At 33.9% G+C, this 15,119-nt stretch carries 13 protein-coding genes; 4 read left to right on the top strand and 9 right to left on the bottom strand.

Going from position 1 to position 15,119, the window contains the following annotated elements; genetic code table 11:
* Positions 1–2: 2 nt before the first annotated feature.
* The 8 genes from BJS11_RS01675 to fakB1 form a co-directional block, all read right to left on the bottom strand.
* Positions 3–644, bottom strand: a complete 642-nt coding sequence (locus BJS11_RS01675) for a YfbR-like 5'-deoxynucleotidase (RefSeq protein WP_069994417.1) — start codon at positions 642–644, stop codon at positions 3–5.
* A 233-nt stretch (positions 645–877) separates the two neighbouring features.
* Positions 878–1,825 carry a COG3942 and LysM peptidoglycan-binding domain-containing protein gene (locus BJS11_RS01680; protein WP_069994416.1) on the bottom strand — a complete coding sequence of 316 codons (948 nt, stop codon included), beginning with the start codon at positions 1,823–1,825 and terminating at the stop codon, positions 878–880.
* A gap of 408 nt (positions 1,826–2,233) precedes the next feature.
* Positions 2,234–3,365 (bottom strand): peptide chain release factor 2 gene (gene prfB, locus BJS11_RS01685; RefSeq protein WP_142351546.1). Its coding sequence is split into 2 segments (ribosomal slippage): positions 2,234–3,292 and positions 3,294–3,365, totalling 1,131 coding nucleotides; the frame shifts between segments, so codons are not numbered across the junction.
* Between the two features lie 227 nt (positions 3,366–3,592).
* Positions 3,593–6,124 carry a preprotein translocase subunit SecA gene (gene secA / locus BJS11_RS01690; protein WP_069994414.1) on the bottom strand — a complete coding sequence of 844 codons (2,532 nt, stop codon included), beginning with the start codon at positions 6,122–6,124 and terminating at the stop codon, positions 3,593–3,595.
* Positions 6,125–6,426: 302 nt separating this feature from the next.
* Positions 6,427–6,999, bottom strand: coding sequence for a ribosome hibernation-promoting factor, HPF/YfiA family (gene hpf / locus BJS11_RS01695; RefSeq protein WP_069994413.1), 573 nt, complete (start codon positions 6,997–6,999; stop codon positions 6,427–6,429).
* Between the two features lie 66 nt (positions 7,000–7,065).
* The gene (locus BJS11_RS01700; RefSeq protein ID WP_069994412.1) at positions 7,066–7,743 is read right to left on the bottom strand and encodes a ComF family protein; all 678 of its coding nucleotides are present in this window, start codon (positions 7,741–7,743) and stop codon (positions 7,066–7,068) included.
* Entirely contained in the window at positions 7,736–9,007 is a 1,272-nt protein-coding gene (locus tag BJS11_RS01705) for a DEAD/DEAH box helicase family protein (protein ID WP_081333049.1), read from the bottom strand. Before BJS11_RS01705 ends, BJS11_RS01700 begins: the two co-directional genes overlap by 8 nt.
* A 166-nt stretch (positions 9,008–9,173) precedes the next feature.
* Positions 9,174–10,037, bottom strand: coding sequence for a fatty acid kinase binding subunit FakB1 (fakB1, locus tag BJS11_RS01710; RefSeq protein WP_069994410.1), 864 nt, complete (start codon positions 10,035–10,037; stop codon positions 9,174–9,176).
* 163 nt (positions 10,038–10,200) lie between these two features.
* On the opposite strand from fakB1, the gene BJS11_RS01715 reads away from it, so the two are divergent.
* Complete coding sequence (locus BJS11_RS01715) at positions 10,201–10,842, top strand: YigZ family protein (protein WP_069994409.1); 642 nt, start codon at positions 10,201–10,203, stop codon at positions 10,840–10,842.
* 80 nt (positions 10,843–10,922) lie between these two features.
* Here the strand turns inward: BJS11_RS01715 and BJS11_RS01720 are convergent, their stop codons facing one another.
* Entirely contained in the window at positions 10,923–11,990 is a 1,068-nt protein-coding gene (locus tag BJS11_RS01720; protein WP_069994408.1) for a glycosyltransferase family 4 protein, read from the bottom strand.
* Positions 11,991–12,380: 390 nt separating this feature from the next.
* Here BJS11_RS01720 and gdpS point away from each other — a divergent pair, with 390 nt between their 5' ends.
* The 3 genes from gdpS (at position 12,381) to BJS11_RS01735 (ending at position 15,116) form a co-directional block, all read left to right on the top strand.
* The gene (gene gdpS / locus BJS11_RS01725; RefSeq protein WP_069994407.1) at positions 12,381–13,451 is read left to right on the top strand and encodes a GGDEF domain-containing protein GdpS; all 1,071 of its coding nucleotides are present in this window, start codon (positions 12,381–12,383) and stop codon (positions 13,449–13,451) included.
* 387 nt (positions 13,452–13,838) lie between these two features.
* Positions 13,839–14,600, top strand: a complete 762-nt coding sequence (locus BJS11_RS01730; RefSeq protein ID WP_069994406.1) for a threonine/serine exporter family protein — start codon at positions 13,839–13,841, stop codon at positions 14,598–14,600.
* A 15-nt stretch (positions 14,601–14,615) separates the two neighbouring features.
* A complete protein-coding gene (locus tag BJS11_RS01735; protein ID WP_374699924.1) occupies positions 14,616–15,116 on the top strand; it encodes a threonine/serine exporter family protein in 501 nt (166 codons plus the stop codon).
* Positions 15,117–15,119: the final 3 nt, after the last annotated feature.

Below are 15,119 nucleotides of genomic sequence, written 5' to 3' on the forward strand. Positions count from 1 at the left end.
TTTCACCCATTCCTATTATTTAAAATAGCCATCGTTGTTTCTCGTAATTCTGATCTTGGAATGAACTTTTCTGTTAACATTTCTGGAATAATATTATCAATGAAATCTTGAACGGAACTTAAATGGTCAAACTGCATAATTGTCTCGAGCGACATCTCATAAATTTCGAAAAATAACTGTTCTGGATTACGCTTTTGAATCTCACCAAACGTCTCATACAATAAATCAATTTTGTCTGCCACTGAAAGTAGTTGCCCTTCTAGTGAATCATCTTTGCCTTCTTGCAGTCTTTCGCGATAAATATCTTGATATGGCTCTGGTATTTCTTCACTGATAAAATGATCAACCATTTCTTCTTCTACTTGCGAGAACAATTTTTTCAATTCTCCACTCGCATATTTTACTGGTGTTTTAATGTCTCCAGTAAATATCTCAGCAAAATCGTGGTTTAAGGCTTTTTCATATAAACTTTTCCAATCGACTTCATTACCATGATATTCTTCAACTGTTCCTAAATACTGAGCAATTTTCGTCACCTTAAATGAATGTGCAGCGACGTTATGTTCAAAATATTTAAATTTCCCTGGTAATCTGATTAATTTTTCTAAATCAGATAAACGTTTAAAATATTGATGTACACCCATGACATCGCCTCCTTGTTAATGAATGATTATACTTTGTTTCATAATATCACTCAACACTACAAATGTCCTACCAATATCATTATTTGTACAGATTTTCATTTAAAATCTATCTATAAATTGACAAACTTTTTAATCATTTGATATTGAATACAATTAAAGGCTGAGACAAACATTATGTCCCAGCCTCTAAAACTAGTTTTATACAAATTCTATACCCCTAGTATAAATGTTTACTAGTGAATATAGTTATATTGACCAGTGTTATGAACAGTTCTATATGACTTTTTGCCTACGCCTTGCCAGTTCATTTCTGATACTACGATAGAGCCATCAGCATTTTTGCGTTCTACAACACCTACATGTCCATAGCTACCTGCCGAACTTTGGAATATAGCACCTACTTCAGGTGTATGATTTACTTGATAACCATTTTGTCGCGCTGCAGAAGCCCAGTTGTTTGCATTTCCCCATAAATTACCGACAGATTTCCCTAATTGTTGGCGACGATCGAAGGCGTAATATGTACATTGTCCCCAATCGTAATAGTTACTGCCGTTTGAAACGTGCTGTGTAGGGCGTGTTTGAACTGCCGTTGTATTATATGATGAACTTTGCTCAACGTATTGTTGGTTTGGTGTATCATTTGTTACTGTTGTCCATGTTTGCGTAGCACTTGGTCTTACTACAGATGATGTACTGTTATGGCTATTTGATGTCACTTGTTCAGATTGATTATGATAATCAGCTATTTGTTGATTATCTTGGCTTTCAGTTTGCATATTAAACATTTGTTGTAACTGATTGTTTATATGTGCTGAACCTTTATCTGAAACTGCAATCAGTTGACCTGGATAAATTACTTCTCCTAAATTCGGATTTAATTGATAAATTGCAGCTACCGTTAAATTATGTTGTGCAGCAATACTTTGAACTGTATTCCCGGATTTAACCTCTACGATATCAGAATCTGGTAATGTAATTTGTTCTCCCAAAGTTACGTAATCTCTACCATTTAATTGATTTAAATTTTGAATTTCTGTTGTCGTTGTTGCAAATGCTTGTGCTATATCTGTTAATTTAGCATCTTCTTTTACTGTGTGGATTTGGTCTGCAGAAGCAATCCCATTATAACCAAAAAACAAAGCTGCCGTTGTTATAGAAAATGTTAAACCTTTCTTCATTCGTATTTCCATCCTTTTCATTCGTATTTAATCAAAAATACTATAGCACAACGAAAAAAGGGTTTGAGAAATGTTATTATTCTGTAACACAACGGTCAAGTTTGTATTTTCAATCAATTTCACTTCATAAAAAAAGTACTTGAAACGCTTGGTATCACTGATAATTATACATTTCGTCTATTTAAGGTAAAAAGCAATGTAATATTAATATTTGCATTTTACATTTATTCTTAATTATTTTCCACAGCTAATAAATATAGTTTATGAAATTATATATACATCAATAACGAAGTTGTTTAATTTCCATTCCGATTATGAAAAACAACAATCCGTATCAACTACGAATCGTTGTTTTAATTTAAATAGTAGTCGTAGCCATACAAAGACTGAATTAAAAGTCATTTACGTCTACTCTTTTATTATTTTGTTGGCTTTATGATCCATCTGACTACGCAGATAGGCTTCGATAAATGGACCGATATCCCCATCCATAACTGCATCTACTTTACCAGATTCTTCATTGGTACGATGATCTTTAACCATCGCATATGGATGGAAAACATACGATCTAATTTGACTACCCCAACCAATGTCTTTTTGTTCACCACGAATTTCCGCCATTTCTTGCTCTTGTTCTTCAATCTTTAATTGATATAACTTCGACTTCAATGTCTTCATAGCCGCTTCTCTATTCTTAATTTGCGAACGTTCATTTTGGTTGTTAACGACAATACCTGTAGGATGATGCGTAATTCTAATAGCAGATTCAGTTTTATTAATATGCTGACCACCAGCACCTGATGCTCTAAATGTATCTACTGTAATGTCATCCGGATTAACTTCGATTTCAATTTCAGTATTGTTAAATTGTGGAATAACATCACATGAAGCAAAAGACGTATGTCTACGACCAGATGAATCAAATGGCGAGATACGAACTAAGCGATGTACACCTTTCTCAGCCTTCAGATAGCCATATGCATTATGTCCTTTAATTATGAGCGTTACACTTTTAACACCAGCTTCATCTCCTGGTAAATAATCAGCTACTTCAATCTTAAATCCTTGTTGCTCACAATAACGTTGGTACATTCTCAAAAGCATATTCGTCCAATCTTGAGATTCTGTACCGCCTGCACCAGGATGTAGTTCTATAATGGCATTATTCGCATCATACGGCCCATCAAGTAGCATTTGTAATTCAAATTGATCAAGTTCATCTTTAAAATCATGAACACTTTGTTCTAAATCTTGCTTCATAGACTGATCTTCTTCTTCAAGCAATAATGCTCTTGTTGTATCCATGTCTTCTATCGATGCTTCTAAATTGCGAAAAGCATTAACAATTGCTTTTAACGCATTATTTTTATCAATCACATCTTGAGCTTTGTCTTGATCGTCCCAGAATGATGGGTCGGTCATCATTTCTTCATATTCTTGAATATTCGTCTCTTTTTCTTCTAAGTCAAAGAGACCCCCTAAGTTGTTCTAATTTTTCATTATACGTATCTATATTACGTTTAATTTCCGATAATTCCATTTGCATCTCTCCTATATTCTTAAAAACGTGTGCACACATTTGTTTGTAATTATCTTTTATACTTACAACTATTGTACAGAACTACGCACGTTGTTTTCAACATTAATCATTTTCCAAGTAAGAATCTCAAATTTTTTATTGTATTTTAAAAAAAACAAAACCGAGAGCAAATGATAGTGTCCTATCATATCTCTCGGCTTTATAACATATATAACTCAACTTAAATTTTAGGCACCATGACAGTTTTTATATTTTTTACCGCTGCCACACGGACATGGGTCATTTCTGCCAATATCTTCATCTTTAACAAATGGCTCGGCTTTTGCTTTTTCTTTACCATCTTCCGCTGAAACATGCTCAGCTTTTCCAAAATCAGTTTGTTTATCTCTTTCAACATCATCTTCAACAGAAACGACTGATTTCAAGATATATTTACTCACATCTTCTTCGATATTTTGCATCATAGTATCAAATAGTTGATGTCCTTCGTTTTGATAATCACGAAGAGGATTCTGTTGACCATAAGAACGTAAGTGTATACCTTGTCTTAATTGATCCATTGTATCGATGTGATCTGTCCAATGTGTGTCGATAGAACGTAGTAAAATCATACGCTCAAATTCATCAAATTGTGTACCAATCTTCTCTTTTTGATTTTTTAATGCAATTTCGACTTTATTCCAAACAAACTCAAAGATATCATCATTATCTTTCCCTTTAATATCTTCAACTTTTAAGTCACCTTCATTTAAAAAGACATCGTCTACATAATTGATAAATGGTTCATAGTCTGGTTCGTCAGCTTCTTCACTTACATAATAACGTACACTTCTATCTAAAGTTGAACGAAGCATGTTTTCGACTAATTCGCCACTCTCATCACTATCAATAATACTGTTACGTTCGTTATAAATAATTTCACGTTGTTTACGTAGTACATCATCATATTCAAGTACACGTTTACGTGCATCAAAGTTATTACCTTCAACACGTTTTTGCGCAGATTCAACCGCACGTGAAACCATTTTAGACTCTATAGGTGTAGAATCATCCATGCCTAATCGGTTCATCATATTTTGCAAACGTTCTGAACCGAAACGTACCATCAGCTCATCTTGTAATGATAAATAGAAACGGCTGTCACCTTTATCACCCTGACGACCAGAACGCCCACGTAACTGATCATCTATACGCCGAGATTCATGACGTTCCGTACCAATAACGGCTAAACCGCCAAGCTCTTGGACGCCTTCTCCTAATTTAATATCCGTCCCACGACCGGCCATATTGGTAGCAATAGTTACTGCACCGCGTTGACCTGCACCTGCGACAATATCCGCTTCACGTTCATGATTTTTAGCATTCAAAACGTCATGACGTACACCGTTTTTCTTCAATAGATTTGAAATGTATTCACTTGTTTCAACTGCAACCGTACCAAGAAGCACAGGTTGACCAGCTTTATGTTTTTCAATCACTTCTTCTACAACTGCATCAAATTTACCTTTTTGACTAATATAAATTAAATCCGGTTTATCTACACGTTGCACAGGTTTATTGGTAGGGATTTGAGTTACTGTCATATTGTAAATATTTCTAAACTCTTCTTCTTCAGTTTTAGCAGTACCTGTCATACCTGATAATTTGTTATACATTCTGAAATAGTTCTGGAATGTGATTGATGCCATAGTTTTTGATTCATTTTGAATCTTCACACCCTCTTTAGCTTCAATAGCTTGGTGCAGGCCCTCAGAGAAACGACGACCTGGCATCGTACGACCTGTAAATTGGTCAACGATTAATACTTCTCCATTATTCACCATGTAGTCTACGTCTCTTTGTAACGTAACATGTGCACGTAAGGCAGTATTGATATGACTAATCACATCAACGTTCTTAACATCGTATAAATTATCTATTTTAAACATACGTTCTGCTTTGTCGATACCTTGCTCTGTTAACTGAACTGCTTTTGTTTTTTCATCGTAGTTGTAATCATCTTCATTTTTTAGCATTTTAGCAAAAACATTTGCTTGCGTGTAAAGTGATGTCGATTTTTCCGCTTCGCCAGAAATAATTAATGGTGTACGTGCTTCATCGATTAAAATTGAATCGACCTCATCAATGATTGCAAAGTTTAACGGTCTCATGACACGTTCTTCAGCATAATTCACCATATTGTCACGTAAATAGTCGAAACCAAGTTCGTTATTTGTACAATATGTTATATCACACGCATATGCTTCACGTTTTTCAGTCGTTGTTTTACTATTTAAGTTTAAACCTACAGTTAGGCCAAGAAATTCATACAGTTCAGCCATTTCTTGACTTTGTACACTAGATAAATATTCATTGACTGTGATGACATGGACACCACGGCCTGTTAGGGCGTTTAGATATACTGGCATCGTTGCCGTTAACGTTTTACCTTCACCGGTTCTCATTTCAGAAATATCGCCGCCATGAATTGCGATACCACCCATAACTTGCACTTTATATGGACTCATGTTGAATACGCGTTTTGCGCCTTCTCTTACGAGCGCAAATGCTTCTGGTAAAATGTCATCTAATATTTTATTTTGTTTTTTAATATCTGTTTCAGCTTGTAATTTTTCTTGAAATGATTTTGTTTTCGCTTTTATTTCTTCATCAGTTAATATCGACGTATCCTCTTCTAATGCAAGGACTTTGTCGGCTAATTTACCAAGGCGTTTTATTTCTTTTTTATTGCCATCTGCAATTTTTGATAAAAAACCCATTTTGTTCGCTCCTTTAGCTTTATAACTCTTCGCTTACAACAATTTATATTATCATTTATAAGCTAAAATTTACACTTATTGACTTATGATTCATGTAACGGTGAAAAAAACGCTTGATTTCAGTTACTTTGTTCTTTATTTTAACAGTATTATTTTAAATCTTACTCAATAAAAATATACACAAATACCTACATCACTTTCAAATTATTTTATAGTAACATAGCAAAAAATGAGCGTCCACGATTTTACTTAATCGTGAACGCTATATTGATGATGCAACTTTGACTCAATTCAACTGATGTTTATTCAGTTGTTTCAATAAGTCCGTATTTTCCATCTTTTCTTTTATATACAATACTTGTACCATCTGTCTCACGGTCTGTGAAAATAAAGAAATCGTGACCTAATAAATCCATTTGAAGTACTGCTTCTTCTGAATCCATTGGTTTCAAGCTAAAATTTTTAGCGCGAATGATTTCAATTTCATTGTCAGGCTCATTGGCCTCTTTTTGTATTTCAACCGCTTCGTTCTCTTCAGGTAATGAAGCAAATACTTCTTGCTCACCACGATTTCTACTTCTACGATTTACACGTGTTTTGTATTTTCTAACTTGTCTTTCAAGTTTACTATTAATTAGATCAATACCAGCATATAAATCATCGTGACGTTCTTCAGCTCTTAAAGTGACATTTTTCAATGGAATCGTTACTTCTATTTTAGTAGCTGAATTGTGATACGTTTTCACTTTAACGTGTGCAGTTGCATTTGGCACATCGTTGAAATAACGCTCTAATTTACCAATTTTCTCCTCAATATAGTTGCGAATCGCATCAGTAATAGTGAGGTTCTCCCCGTGAATTTCAAATCTGATCATAACTATCGACTCCTTTAAAACCTATATATTGGTAATATTGCTTATTAATATAATACCACGTTTATCCTACCGTGCAAACGTAAACACATCGAATTTTCTGATTTTTCTAACAGAGAGTTTGGCAATCGCTTGATGAACCGTTATGCCCGTAGTATAGATGTCATCTACAAGTAAAACATATTTATTTTCTAAATCTGCACTTTTTGATATTTCAAAAGGATTATCTAGCCTAGCCCTTAGCTGTTTACCTAAAAGTGATTGTTTTGGCCTTACCCTAGTCACTAATAGTTGTTCGTAATTCACTTTCATTTTTTTTAACACTACTTCAACCGGATTAAAAGTACGCTCTAAATCTCTTTCGTAAGGTGATGGTATGGGTATAATGACGTCATATGGCCCACGTGGTAACCGTAATCGTGTAGCAAACACATCACTAATTGCAACATCTTTCATAAATTTATACTGATGCATGAGCTGCTTCATAATACCATCGTATTTGAAATCACAATACAATTGGTGCATTAATGGATATTGTTGTGACAAAAAAGCACAATCTAAACAAACACTTTCTGTTTTCTCCAATAATTTCAAGCATTTCGAACAACGTTGCTGTAACGTTAATTTTAATGCAATCTCTTTCCACTGATTTGTGCATTGCTCACATAGCTTGGCAGGCCTTCTATAAAATGTAAGGGCATTAAAGGGGTCAATAAATAGTTTATGACATTGTATACAATTAGGCATCAACCCACCCCTTTTGCATGGCTAGTCGGTTCATATGCATAATATCTCTGCGTGCTTTTATCATTTTAAGCGTAATACCTTCATGAAAAAATATTACACGTCCATTTGGCGCCTCACACTTTCTTCCAACCCTGCCAGCAATTTGCACTAATGCACTTGTTTCAAAATTTTGACTTTGCAATACGATAGCGTCAAGGTGAGCCATTGTAAATCCTCTTTCTAAAATTGTCGTGGTAAACATAATTTGATATTTACCCCTCCTTAAATCATTTACTTTTTCAAAACGTAAGGTATCTTCACTATATACATAAGCCAAATGTTCAAACTGTGTTTTATATATGCTATAGCATGATTTCATGAGCTCAATATTATCGAAGAATACTAGTGTATAGTGTCTTTTATCAATTTGCTGCTTAAATAAATTGCTTATTCTACATTGCATTGTATGTGGTTTTAATTTGAAATATTTAAATTGAGGTACTGGTAAAGGATTACGGTGGAAGCGTGCAGGTAAAGTGATAATGTGCTCAGGTTTCATTTTTTGTAAGAGTGCTTTAGGCGGTGTGGCTGTCATGAAGATATGACAGTATCTTTGCTTAGAGGCGTGCTTAATTGCGTCCATTAATGTTGGATCCATGGTTAATGGAAATGCATCCACTTCATCAACAATGACGAAATCAAAATGACATTTAAATCTATAGAGTTGGTGCACTGTGGCGATTACAAAATGACCATTATATCTTTGAGGTTGACCTTGATAGAGTATATCAATTTGTTCTTGTTTAAATGCATCTTGTATCCTTAAACCCACTTCAATGACTACATCTACCCTTGGTGATACTATCGCTACATTATAACCTTGTTGTCTTGCATAACTAATCGCTTCGAATATCATTTCTGTCTTACCGGCTCCAGTTACTGCATACAGTACTTTTGAATCAAAATGTTTTAGTGCATTTAGAATTGCAGTTGATGCAAACAATTGTTGTTCTGAGAGCTGAAATGATAATTGATATATTCCCTGGGAAATATTCCTTTTGGACTTTGTGATTACAATTTGGTTAATATTATCCATTCTTCCTAATGAAATACAATTTCTACAATAGACGACCTTTTTATTTAGCATGGGTGCATAGTAACTATAAAAATGTTCAGGTCTAGATGTATGACATTGTTGGCAAACCCACTGCTTGTTTTGTTTTATAATTCCAGTTGTTACGTTCTCAATAGATTCATCAGTTAATTTACTTTGATCGTTAATCAATCTTCCATAGTATTTTACTGTATTTCCTCCTAAAAAAATCAGGTTGAGACCTTAAACATTGTCTCAACCTGAATCATAATTTTAAACATCGTTATCTTGAACCATCGAATTTGAATAAACATCAATTTCATTGCTCATTCAACATGCGCTTGCTCGCATTAATTTATTAATTCGTACGAAGTTTGCTCCCGAAATAACCTAAACCTATACCACCTGAACCTAAATGTGCTGCAACAACTGGACCAAAACTGGAACGATAAACATTATATTGAGGGTAGTTTGCTTCTAATTCTTGTTGTACCCAATCTGAATCTTCAGCAATATCGCCTTCAATCACAAAAAGTGTCGCTGTTTCTAGGTCTTTCACTTCGTTTATTACTTTTTCAATCATTTTACGTAAGGCGCGCTTTTTAGTTCTTACTTTCTCATCTGGTACAATTTTCCCATTATCAAACTTCAGTACTGGTTTCATTTTTAACATTGTACCTATCCAAGCTTGTGCACCCGTGATGCGTCCACTTTTTTGTAAATTCTTCAAATCATCTACCATTAAGACTGCACCTGTACGATTACGAATTTCATGCAATTCATCTAATATTGTAGTTGGTTCATAGCCCTGTTCAATCATTTCAATTACTTTTAATACATATGCACCTTCGACCATTGCAGCTAACTTGGAATCGAAAGTATGCACTTCAATATTGTCCACCATTTCGCCTGCTTGTGTAGCAGTTTGATAGCAACCACTAATACCTGATGAAAGGAATACGCATATCACATCTGTATAGCCTTCTTCACGTAGTTGTTCAAAGTGTTCTAAAAAATCACCAATTGCAGGTTGGCTTGTCGTTGGGATTGTTGCAGATGTTTTCATCCGTTCGTAAAATTCATCTGTCGATATGGATGCGTTCTCAACAAAATTTTCACCACTATCAAACGTCACGCTTAACGGTGCAATCCTTATATTATACTTGTCTATTAAAGTTTGAGATAGATAACTCGTTGAATCTGTCAAGACGGCAATCTTCATCAAAATCCTCCTCAATTATACTCACAACTATGATACCTTATTTTTAGTTAAAAGAAAATTCATTTTTACATTTATACAGCGTTGTCTTTCCGTGTATAATAAAAGATACTAAAATTAGTTTTATCGCCAATTAATTTCGAATATACAACTGGAGTGACGTTGCATGTCAGAATCAATTATAACAATTAAAAAAGAACATATGATTGAAAATGTTATTAGTAAATCACGATTTATTGCACATATTAAACCTGTCGAAACAGAGGATGAAGCTAAAGCTTTTATAGATCAAGTTAAGCAAGAGCATCGTGAAGCTACGCATAATTGTTCTGCTTACACAGTAGGCGATCAAATGAATATTCAAAAAGCAAATGATGATGGCGAACCAAGTGGTACAGCTGGTGTACCCATGCTAGAAATCCTCAAAAAACTCGAAATTCATAATGTTTGTGTCGTAGTAACACGCTATTTCGGTGGCATTAAACTCGGTGGTGGCGGATTGATTCGCGCTTACAGTGGCGCAGTTAGAGATGTTATCTATGATACAGGTAGAGTCGCTTTGCGTCCGGCAATTCCTACGACGGTGACAATCAGCTATGATTTAACTGGAAAATTTGAATATGAACTTGAAAGCACCCCATTCTTATTACGCGAGCAAAATTATACGGATAAAGTGAGTTATCATATTGATGTGGTGGTAACAGATTATTCGACGTTTATTGATTTTCTAAACAGAACTACATCTGGAAATTATGATTTAGACGAAGGTGATGCTATGCGCTTACCATTTGATATTTCAAATGATTAATACAAAGTAATTGGGTACACTAAAAAGCCAGGCAAGTCTTTGAATATTCATTCATGACTTGTCTGGCTTTTTAGACATCACTATGATTCGTGACGGTCTTCTTTATGTCGTTCTTTATTTTCAATGAGTTTTAATAATGGTCTATAATCATCATCGATTAAACCTGTAAATTCTACAATGAGCTCAATTGTAATTAATATCAAGATAAGCATCATCAGTACGCCCCACGGTTGCGATAAATACAATATAATACTAGATAAACTAAAGAGTATTGCGATTGAATAAATTAATAATACCGTTTGACGATGTGTATAGCCCAATTCTAAAAATTTATGATGTAGATGTGACTTATCTGCTTGCATGATATGTTGACCTTTCTTCACACGACGAATCATTGCAAATAACGTATCTATAAATGGCACTGCTAAAATAACAATCGGGAAGAATAACGATACAAACGTAATGTTTTTAAAACCAAGTAACGATAAAAATCCTACGATGAATCCTACAAGTAATGCCCCACTGTCTCCCAGGAAAATTTTAGCTGGATGAAAATTGAAGAATAAAAATCCTAACAAAGCACCAATTAAAACACTGCAAATCATAATAATAAATATATTGGCTTGCAGTATGGCAATGAATCCAATCGTCATTAACGCAATCATTGAAACTCCTGAAGCTAAGCCATCTAGACCATCAATTAAATTAATTGCATTGGTAATTGCAACAATCCAAATCACTGTTATTGGAATGCTAAGTACACCAAAGTGAATTGTTGGTCCTATCGGTAAGGAAATAAAATCTATAGTCACGCCATAGTATACGACAACTATGGCCGCAATCACTTGACCTAATAATTTTAAAACTGGTTTCAAATCATAAATATCATCTATGAGTCCAACCAAATATATTAATACTGCACCAATAATTAAAGGTTTGACTTCCGTTTCTATAGGATGTCCAAGCCAAATTCCTAATAAAAATGATAAAAGAACGACCGTGCCACCTAATACGGAAATGGGTGTTGTATGCACCTTTCTAAAATTCGGTTGATCTACAATACCTAATTTATGCGAAACTTTTATAACTATTGGGGTAAGTATTAAACTGACAATCATTGAAAAAATGATTAGTAATAACGTATACATCAGTTCACCTTCATTATTTAACTTCTTTATTTTTTAAATTAAAGTTTTTGTATTAAAAATCACTCTAGAAATTATATTAAAATAACTTTGCTCATACACTTTCAATAATGTTCCATTCATATGATTGAAGTGTATCTTATAATAATTAATTTATATCTATCATACCCTATACACTTTTACTTATACAACTTGAAGTGCGATAATAGGTAAGTTGAAATAGTATATGCATTGATTAATTTGGAAACATGTGAAACTTTTAATATTCACTAAGAAATTATTTTAACATGAATGTTAAGCAAATGTTATAAATTTCTATTTATATCTTGGTGACAAATTGTAAGTTTTCACTTACAATAGCTAAGTGTTGATCTAAAGGAGTGTAAAGAATAAATGTTTGAAGCTATTATCTATAATATCTCTGTAACAGTGGCAGGAATCTATCTATTCCACCGCCTACAATATTCAGAGAATAGAATCATGATATTCTCAAAAGAATATGTTTCTGTACTAATGACCATTGTCGCACTTTTACTATCTGCTTATCCAGTCCCTTTATTTAATGAATATGCGCTCTACTTATCCTTTGTTCCAATTTTATTTTTAGGTAGATATACAAATATGTTTTATACAGTATTATCGGCAATTGTTGTTGGTTTGGTGAATTTGCTAATTGGAGATTACACTTTCATTACAGCAATTGTTCTAATTGTCATCGCAGTCATCGTAGGTGCAATTGGCCCATTCCTTAAACAAAACGATATTATATCACTGCAAATTCTAAATGCTATAACATTGGTTATTTTTGCAATCTTATCTTTGATTAGTCCTTATTACGATGTTACCGAAGTTTTATTTTTAATACCAATATCCTTTGTATTAACGATTACTTCTTCTATCACGTTTGTTGATATTTGGCACTTCTTCTCATTAGTAAATCGTTATGAAAATGAAGATAAAATTGATTACTTAACAGGTTTAGGAAACGTTAAAGAATTCGATAGACATTTAAATGAAACAGCTCGTATTTCTGAAGAAAACAATCAGAGTCTAGGTCTACTATTAATTGATATTGATGGTTTTAAAGATGTGAATGATTCTTACTCACATAAAGCTGGGGATGCCGTATTAAGACAAATGGCACAGTTACTTAAAAACTATGTTCCTCAACAATTCAGTATTTACCGTAACGGCGGTGAGGAATTTTCTATTGTGTTATACGATTACACATTAGATCAATGTGTTAAATTAAGCGAAAGTATTCGCGGAGGTGTAGAACAATCTACCTTCCACCTTCCAAATAAAGAAGTTATTAAATTATCAGTATCCATCGGTGTTGGTTATCTTACAACTGAAGATTATAAATCTCAGCGCAAAGTATTTAAAATTGCCGATGATATGCTACACATGGCTAAAAATGAAGGTCGCAATCAAGTCATGTTTAATCCAATCGTTAAATTATAAAATAAACAGTAAAACTACCAACATAAGCTGCATTTTGTTGGTAGTTTTTTGTTGTAAATATTTGAATTTACATACATAAAATTAGTGAATTGCTCTGCGGCGCCATAATGATTTTTATATTACTCAATAAAATATTTTTTCAATTTATTCGAAACAATTAGCAATAATAAAATTAGTCATACATTAAAAAACTATGAATTCCCTACTGTCATACTCTCTAGGCCCCTGCCAGTGTATTGTCAAAAACTAACAACAACATAAATTTAATATACTTTTGTGATTTTAAATACTGATAAGGCACATTTCCCTAATCATCACTATTGAAAGTTTTCATGCGACACTGTAAACTTTCAATTGTTCTATTAATCAAAAAGGAGGTTCAAAGCTATGTCAGATTCGATAACGATTATTGACGAAGATAAGGTTATAGATGTCGTTCTAATTGCTGGGAGAATTTTACTTGAAAGCGGTGCTGAAACCTATCGCGTGGAAGATACGATGACACGTATTGCTGCGAGTTATGGTTTAGATGATACATATAGCTTTGTGACGTCAACTGCAATTATCTTTTCACTAAATAATCGTACGAATACACGCCTCATCAGAATTCGTGAACGTACAACTGATTTAGAAAAAATCGCTTTGACGAATAGCCTTTCACGAAAAATTTCAAGCAATCAACTTGATATAGATGAAGCAAAATCCGAACTCATTCATTTACATCATGCATCATTACAGTATTCTTCTATAACAAACTTTGTAGCAGCAGCCATAGCCTGCGGATTTTTCCTATTCATGTTTGGCGGTGTGATCAATGACTTTATATTTGCCATCATAGCTGGTGCTGGTGCCTTTTTAACTTTTAGTTATGTCCAACGTTATATTCAAATTAAATTCTTCTCGGAATTTATAAGTGCAGCTGTTGTTATTGCAATCGCCGCCTTTTTCACAAAAATAGGTTGGACGCAGAATCAAGATATTATAACCATTGCTGGCGTCATGCCCTTAGTTCCTGGGATTCTCATTACAAATGCTATACGTGATTTAATGGCGGGCGAACTCATTGCTGGTATGTCTCGTGGAGTAGAAGCGGCTTTAACATCATTTGCAATCGGAGCTGGCGTTGCCATCGTATTATTAATCTTTTAGGAAAGGAGTGCTTTCATGGGCATTGTCTATTACTTATTACAATTTATAATTAGTTTCTTTGCGTCAATGTTATTTTCAATTTTATTTAATGCGCCACGTCGCCTCCTTTTAGCATGCGGCTTCGTTGGTGCAATGGGATGGATTATCTATAAATTATCCGTTGATGCTGATTTAGGTAAAGTATTGGCATCATTTTTAGGTAGTTTTATACTAGCCATTATGAGTCATGTTATGAGTAGAAGATACAAACGCCCCGTTATTATCTTTATTGTACCTGGTATAATTCCACTTGTTCCCGGTGGCTTAGCTTATGAAGCTACACGTTTCTTAGTAAGTAATCAATATACACACGCTGTAAATACATTTTTAGAGGTTACATTGATCTCTGGTGCAATTGCATTTGGTATATTATGTGCAGAGATTATCTATTATCTCTATACGCGTATTAAGCAGCATTATGGTAAAATGAAAGGCAAAACATATAAAAAATCTTATAATATGAACAATAGAGCTTAAGGG

It is taken from the genome of Staphylococcus caeli, assembly GCF_900097965.1.
Lineage (GTDB): Bacteria > Bacillota > Bacilli > Staphylococcales > Staphylococcaceae > Staphylococcus > Staphylococcus caeli.

Bases quoted from the DNA above. Each gene is read 5' to 3' on its own strand.
- BJS11_RS01675 (WP_069994417.1), bottom strand. From the start codon at position 644: ATGGGTGTACATCAATATTTTAAACGTTTATCTGATTTAGAAAAATTA.
- fakB1 (WP_069994410.1), bottom strand. From the start codon at position 10,037: ATGAAGATTGCCGTCTTGACAGATTCAACGAGTTATCTATCTCAAACT.
- BJS11_RS01735 (WP_374699924.1), top strand. From the start codon at position 14,616: ATGGGCATTGTCTATTACTTATTACAATTTATAATTAGTTTCTTTGCG.
- BJS11_RS01730 (WP_069994406.1), top strand. From the start codon at position 13,839: ATGTCAGATTCGATAACGATTATTGACGAAGATAAGGTTATAGATGTC.
- BJS11_RS01715 (WP_069994409.1), top strand. From the start codon at position 10,201: ATGTCAGAATCAATTATAACAATTAAAAAAGAACATATGATTGAAAAT.
- BJS11_RS01700 (WP_069994412.1), bottom strand. From the start codon at position 7,743: ATGCCTAATTGTATACAATGTCATAAACTATTTATTGACCCCTTTAAT.
- BJS11_RS01720 (WP_069994408.1), bottom strand. From the start codon at position 11,990: ATGTATACGTTATTACTAATCATTTTTTCAATGATTGTCAGTTTAATA.
- hpf (WP_069994413.1), bottom strand. From the start codon at position 6,999: ATGATCAGATTTGAAATTCACGGGGAGAACCTCACTATTACTGATGCG.
- secA (WP_069994414.1), bottom strand. From the start codon at position 6,124: ATGGGTTTTTTATCAAAAATTGCAGATGGCAATAAAAAAGAAATAAAA.
- BJS11_RS01680 (WP_069994416.1), bottom strand. From the start codon at position 1,825: ATGAAGAAAGGTTTAACATTTTCTATAACAACGGCAGCTTTGTTTTTT.
- gdpS (WP_069994407.1), top strand. From the start codon at position 12,381: ATGTTTGAAGCTATTATCTATAATATCTCTGTAACAGTGGCAGGAATC.